The 5,243-nt window shown below is 63.7% G+C and carries 4 protein-coding genes; all 4 read left to right on the top strand.

All coding sequences use genetic code 11. The features are described 5' to 3' along the window. The first annotated feature begins 277 nt into the window (after window positions 1-277). The 4 genes from NZL82_RS19570 (at window position 278) to NZL82_RS19555 (ending at window position 4,777) form a co-directional block, all read left to right on the top strand. Complete coding sequence (locus tag NZL82_RS19570) at window positions 278-1,468, top strand: AAA family ATPase (RefSeq protein ID WP_261271366.1); 1,191 nt, start codon at window positions 278-280, stop codon at window positions 1,466-1,468. A gap of 59 nt (window positions 1,469-1,527) precedes the next feature. After that, on the top strand, window positions 1,528-2,571 hold the full coding sequence (locus NZL82_RS19565; protein ID WP_261271365.1) for a ParB/RepB/Spo0J family partition protein: 1,044 nt from the start codon (window positions 1,528-1,530) through the stop codon (window positions 2,569-2,571). A 35-nt stretch (window positions 2,572-2,606) separates the two neighbouring features. Next, the gene (locus NZL82_RS19560) at window positions 2,607-3,806 is read left to right on the top strand and encodes a replication initiator protein A (RefSeq protein ID WP_261271364.1); all 1,200 of its coding nucleotides are present in this window, start codon (window positions 2,607-2,609) and stop codon (window positions 3,804-3,806) included. Between the two features lie 518 nt (window positions 3,807-4,324). Continuing rightward, window positions 4,325-4,777 carry a hypothetical protein gene (locus NZL82_RS19555; protein WP_261271363.1) on the top strand — a complete coding sequence of 151 codons (453 nt, stop codon included), beginning with the start codon at window positions 4,325-4,327 and terminating at the stop codon, window positions 4,775-4,777. The last annotated feature ends 466 nt before the right edge of the window (window positions 4,778-5,243 follow it).

Here is a 5,243-nt window from a genome sequence, read left to right as displayed (position 1 = left end):
GCACGATCTCAACTTCACGCAGCTTGCCGATGATCTCTTCCGGCTTGTGCTTCTTGCTCGGCATTCAATGTCCCTTTCGCGGTCCAGACTATCATAGTCTCTGGGCCACTCAGCGGGGGGCAGATCAGTGTGGATGATCGTGTCCTGATCCTCCCCGGCACGGGGAGGATAAGTTTTCCCGGGGAAACATCCGCGCTACCTTGCCCGATTGAATGAACTTTGCCATTAACCAACCCTAAAAGCTTCAAGGGGTGCGTCAGTGGCGGAAGATCATGCAATGCTGTCCCAAATCGGTGATCTGGCCAGTGCAGGCGAGCGGATGATCGAGCGGTTGCGGCGCAAGGCGTTCCTGCCGGAAAGTCGCAAGGGCCTGCACGTCCGCTTCGGTATCGCCGAGGCCGCGCAGCTGCTGGGTTGTTCGACCAACCGCATCCGCATGGCCGAGGAAGACGGCCGCCTCCCCCCTGCCCCGACCACCGACAATGGCCGTCGCCAGGGCTATACGGTGGAGGAAATGCTGCACATGCGCGAGGTACTGGGCGCCTCCCCCGCCCGCGCGCCGCTCGACATCCCGGCGATCATCGCGGTGCAGAACTTCAAGGGCGGCGTCGGCAAATCGACCGTGACCACCCATCTGGCCCATTATTTCGCGGTCCAGGGCTACCGCGTGCTGGTCGTCGATTGCGACAGCCAGGCGACGACGACGACCCTGTTCGGCTTCAATCCGCATTTCAACGTCACCCGCGAAGAGACGCTCTACCCCTATCTGTCGATCGACCCGACCCAGACCGACCTGGCCTATGCGGTCAAGCCGACGCCCTGGCCCAATGTCGACCTGATCCCGTCGAACCTGGAACTGTTCGACGTGGAATACGAGCTGGCTGCAGCGGGCAGCGATGGCGGCTCGGTGCTGGCCGCGCGCTTCCGCAAGCTGAAGCGCGGGCTGGCCGACCTGGCGCGGAATTACGACGTGGTGCTGCTCGATCCGCCCCCTGCCCTGGGCACGATCAGCTTGGCGGTGATGCAGGCGGCCAATGCGCTGCTGGTGCCGATGGCCGCGACGACGCCCGATTTCTGCTCGACGGTGCAGTTCCTGTCAATGATGGACCAGGTGCTCAACCAGCTGACCGGGGCCGGGATAGAGGTCGATTACCAGTTCGTCCGGCTGATCTGTTCCAAGTTCGACGGCAACGACCCCAGCCATGCCATGGTCCGCGCGATCATGGAGCAGAGCTTCGGCCCCGCGCTGCTCCCCGTGCCGATTCTTGAGTCGGCCGAGATCAGCCATGCCGCGATGCGGATGATGACCGTGTACGAACTGGAAAAGCCGATCGGCACGCCCAAGACTCACAAGCGATGCCGCGCCAATCTGGACGAGGCGATGCGTCAGGTCGAGCAGCTGGTCCGCCAGAGCTGGGGCCGGGTCGAGCCCGCCAGCGAAGAGGCGGTGATCCATGCGGCGGCTTGATCGGGTTCCCCTTTCCTACATGACAATGTTCTGCCTATGTTCCGGGCGGGAGGTATAAAATGGCGCGTAAACAATCCGATTATCTGGCGGCTCTGCTGGCGGAGGAAGAAGCGGAGGCCCCTGCCCCGGTTCGTGAGGCTGTGGCGGAACGCAGCCGTGGCACGACGCTGTTGGGGCGTGAATCCGCGCTCGCCCGCGTAGCCAGCGGCGAGGTGCGACAGGTCACGCAGCTGCTGCTCGATCCGGCGCGGGTGAAGATCTGGTCGGGCAATGCCCGCAATTACGACCTGCTGACCGAGGCGCATTGCCGCGAGCTGATCGACTCGATCATCGCCGAAGGGGGGCAGAAGGTGCCCGCCGTCGTGCGCCGGATCGAGGGCGACCCCGATCACGATTACGAGGTGATTGCGGGCACGCGGCGCCACTGGTCGATCAGCTGGCTGCGCGCGAATAGCTATCCCGACATGGTCTTCGTGGCGCAGGTCGCGCAGCTGGACGACGAGGCCGCGTTCCGCCTCGCCGACCTGGAGAACCGGGCGCGGGCCGATGTCTCGGACTTCGAACGGGCGCGCAACTACCTTTCCGCGCTGACGACCCATTACGGCAACCATCAGACCCGCATGGCCGAGCGGCTAAAGCTGTCCAAGGGCTGGCTGTCCAAGATGCTGAAGGTCGCCGCGCTGCCCGACGAGGTGGTCGGCGCCTTCGCCTCGCCGCATGAGGTGCAGCTCAAGCCCGGCTATGCGCTGGCGCAGGCGATGCAGGACCCCATGGAAGCGTCCGCGATCATAGGCGTGGCCCAGTATATCGCGCGCCAACAGGCCGAGCGGCGCGAGGACGGCCTGCCCCCCATTGCCGCCAGCGAGGTGCTCCACCGCCTGTTGACCGCGCGCAAGATGATGCTGGGCGAGGACGGCGAGCCGGAGCGGTACAGCTATCACAACCGCTATGGCCGCCCCGTGCTGTCGGTCCAGTCGGCCAATCGCCAGGGCGTGACGGTGCGGCTGCACGCCGGTTCTGGCGCGGATGTCGAGGAAATCGTGAAGGCGCTGCGTGATGCTCTGGAGCATCTCGAACAGACGGGCAGGGGGCTTCAGCCTTGATGTTTCCCCGGGGAAACATGTGCCGAGACATGCGCATGAGCACCAAGCCCAAGGACGGATCGGCCGAACAGTTCGAGCTGTTCCTGCCCTATCTCGCCGACCTGCCGCTGCGCGACCAGCGCGAGATGATGGAGCGGCCTTTCTTCAGCCTGGCCAAGTCGAAACGCGTCAAGCCCATCGACTACCGTTCGCCCGACGGCAAGCTGTGGGTGCATGTGTCGGGCAATCCCGATTACGGCATGGCGACGATCTGGGACGCCGACATCCTGATCTATTGCGCCTCGATGCTGGCCGACATGGCGCGGCGGGGTATCAACGACGTTCCGCGCAAGCTGCACCTAATGCCCTATGACCTGTTGCGGGCCATCGGCCGCCAGCCGACGGGGCGCGCCTATGAGTTGCTGGGCCAGGCGCTCGATCGGCTGGTGTCGACCACGGTCAAGACCAATATCCGCGCCGAGAACCGGCGCGAGGCGACGTTCAGCTGGCTCGACGGCTGGACGCAGCTGGTCGACGAAAAGACCGAACGCTCGCGCGGCATGACCATCGAGCTGTCCAGCTGGTTCTACGAAGGCGTTTTGATGACGGGCGGCGTGTTGTCGATCGACCGCGCCTATTTCGACATTTCGGGCGGCCGCGAGCGCTGGCTGTACAAGGTCGCGCGCAAACATGCCGGCGGGGCAGGGGAGGGGGGCTTCGCCATCTCCATGCCGACCCTGTTCGAGAAATCGGGGGCCGAGGGGCAATATCGCCGCTTCAAGTTCGAGATCGCCAAGATCGCCGAACGCAACGAGCTGCCCGGCTATGCCCTGACGCTCGAACAGACCGAGGGCAAGCGCGAGCCTAGCCTGCTGATGCGGAGGCGCACAGAAGGGGAGGGGGCCACGCCAGCCGTCCGTGCGCCGAAGAAGCCCAAGGCTGCTGCCGCCCCTCAGCCCAAGGCACCGACGCCGGAAGACACTCCGCCGCCCCCCGCCGACCGCGACCTGGATGCCAGCGCGCTGATCCGTCGCAGCGTCAAGAGCCTGTCGACCCGTTCGACCTTCGGGGAAATCACCGACGCTACCTTGGCGCTGCTGCGCTCCGAATGTCCCGGCTGGGACTATCAGACCCTCCACGCCGAATTCAAAGCTTGGGTCGAGGGCGATCCCGCCCGCACGCCCGTCAGCTACCAGAACGCCTTCATCGGCTATGTGCGCCGCTTCGACGCCAAGAACCGGCATCTGCTCCGCTGACGATAGGGGAGGGGGGTGCGCGGATGAGGCCCCTCCCCAACTTTTTGCCGCTAAAATTGGGATGCAACGCGGATGCGCAGCCCATACGCGTTCCCGAAATATCGCGTGTTCAATCATCGTTACGATCGCGCGTCCCGGCGGGTCGCAACTTTGAACCTCACCATGCGGGATAGGCCGAAAACTGATTCAAACCGACCCGCTCCAACGGCGTCCGTCACGCCTTTTCGAAATATCGGGAACGGGCAACGATACTCCCGGAACGCTCGGGCGATACATCGGGAACGCCCATCACGATATTTCGGGAACAGATACTCGATATGTCAGGAACGCGAAGGTCCCGAAAAAGCGAGCAAATCCGGCGTTTTAGCCTGTGGAAAACAGGGCTTAACCCTTTAAATCTGATCTAACGTTCTAACCCTTTGGATATGTTTTTTGAGCTTTTTTGAAGAGGTTGATGAGTTTTCTGAATCAGTCGCTTTTCCGCTTTCGGTTCGCCGTCTAACGATTCACAAAGAGCCATGCCGATCGCACGCGAACATCGCTGGCTCTACCCGATCGACTGGCGCGAACTGTCCGCCCTGATCCGCTTCCACCGCGCCAAGGGGCGATGCGAGCATTGCGGACGCCCCCACGGCCGCGACGTCGTGCATCTCGGCGACCGAACTTGCTGGGACGAAACCCGCGCCCGCTGGCGCGACGGCCGGGGCAGGGGGGTAAGGTCACTGCCCAGCCCCACCGCCATGATCCACGCGCAACCGGGCCTGACAGGCATCGCCCCACCCCTGCCGTTCCGCCGAACCCGCGTGACCCTGGCCAGTGCGCATCTCAATCATGACCCCGGCGACAACCGCCCGCGTAACTTGGCCGCGCTCTGCCAGTCCTGTCACATGCGCCACGACGCGGAGGAGCACCGCCGACGGCGGCTGCGGAATCGGTTCCGGTCCAGTGCTATTCGCGATCTCTTCGCCTGATCTTCTCACGTTTAAACGGACATCGATGATAGGCTCTGTGGGAGACGAGCGGCCGACCAGAGATTGAGATAGTGGCTGAGGTGGGTATTGTGCCCACGATGCTGCGTCGCTGGCAGCGCAAGCAGTAAGAGAGCAGCGGCCCGCCAGCCATACCGGCGGCAAGCCGCCAGTAGCGACAATGGCGTAAACAGTGGATCAGGCGTCCAAGATCGTGCGGTTGCGATGTAAGTTGGATCGGGCGCGGGTTCCCGCCATGCACGACCGACAGCCGTCACTGTCTGCCGATTGCCCCGATCCTTCCGGAGCAAACTTCGTAGCGACTACGCCGAACCGAATCTGGGGTCGCGTCCGTCAATGTGGTGTAAAATCGGGTGTGGCCACTGGGCTGCATTTTCAGGCGGCCTTGGGTGTAATCTGTAGCGGCTGTGCCTCCTCGATCATTGGTGTGGCAAGGGCGGCCATGCCC

The organism is Sphingomonas sp. LC-1 (genome assembly GCF_025371035.1).
Lineage (GTDB): Bacteria > Pseudomonadota > Alphaproteobacteria > Sphingomonadales > Sphingomonadaceae > Sphingomonas > Sphingomonas sanguinis_E.
The sequence above is the reverse complement of the archived record's forward strand: the minus strand, read 5'-3'. Positions and strand labels throughout refer to the sequence as shown.

Bases quoted from the DNA above. Each gene is read 5' to 3' on its own strand.
- NZL82_RS19570 (WP_261271366.1), top strand. From the start codon at position 278: ATGCTGTCCCAAATCGGTGATCTGGCCAGTGCAGGCGAGCGGATGATC.
- NZL82_RS19565 (WP_261271365.1), top strand. From the start codon at position 1,528: ATGGCGCGTAAACAATCCGATTATCTGGCGGCTCTGCTGGCGGAGGAA.
- NZL82_RS19560 (WP_261271364.1), top strand. From the start codon at position 2,607: ATGAGCACCAAGCCCAAGGACGGATCGGCCGAACAGTTCGAGCTGTTC.
- NZL82_RS19555 (WP_261271363.1), top strand. From the start codon at position 4,325: ATGCCGATCGCACGCGAACATCGCTGGCTCTACCCGATCGACTGGCGC.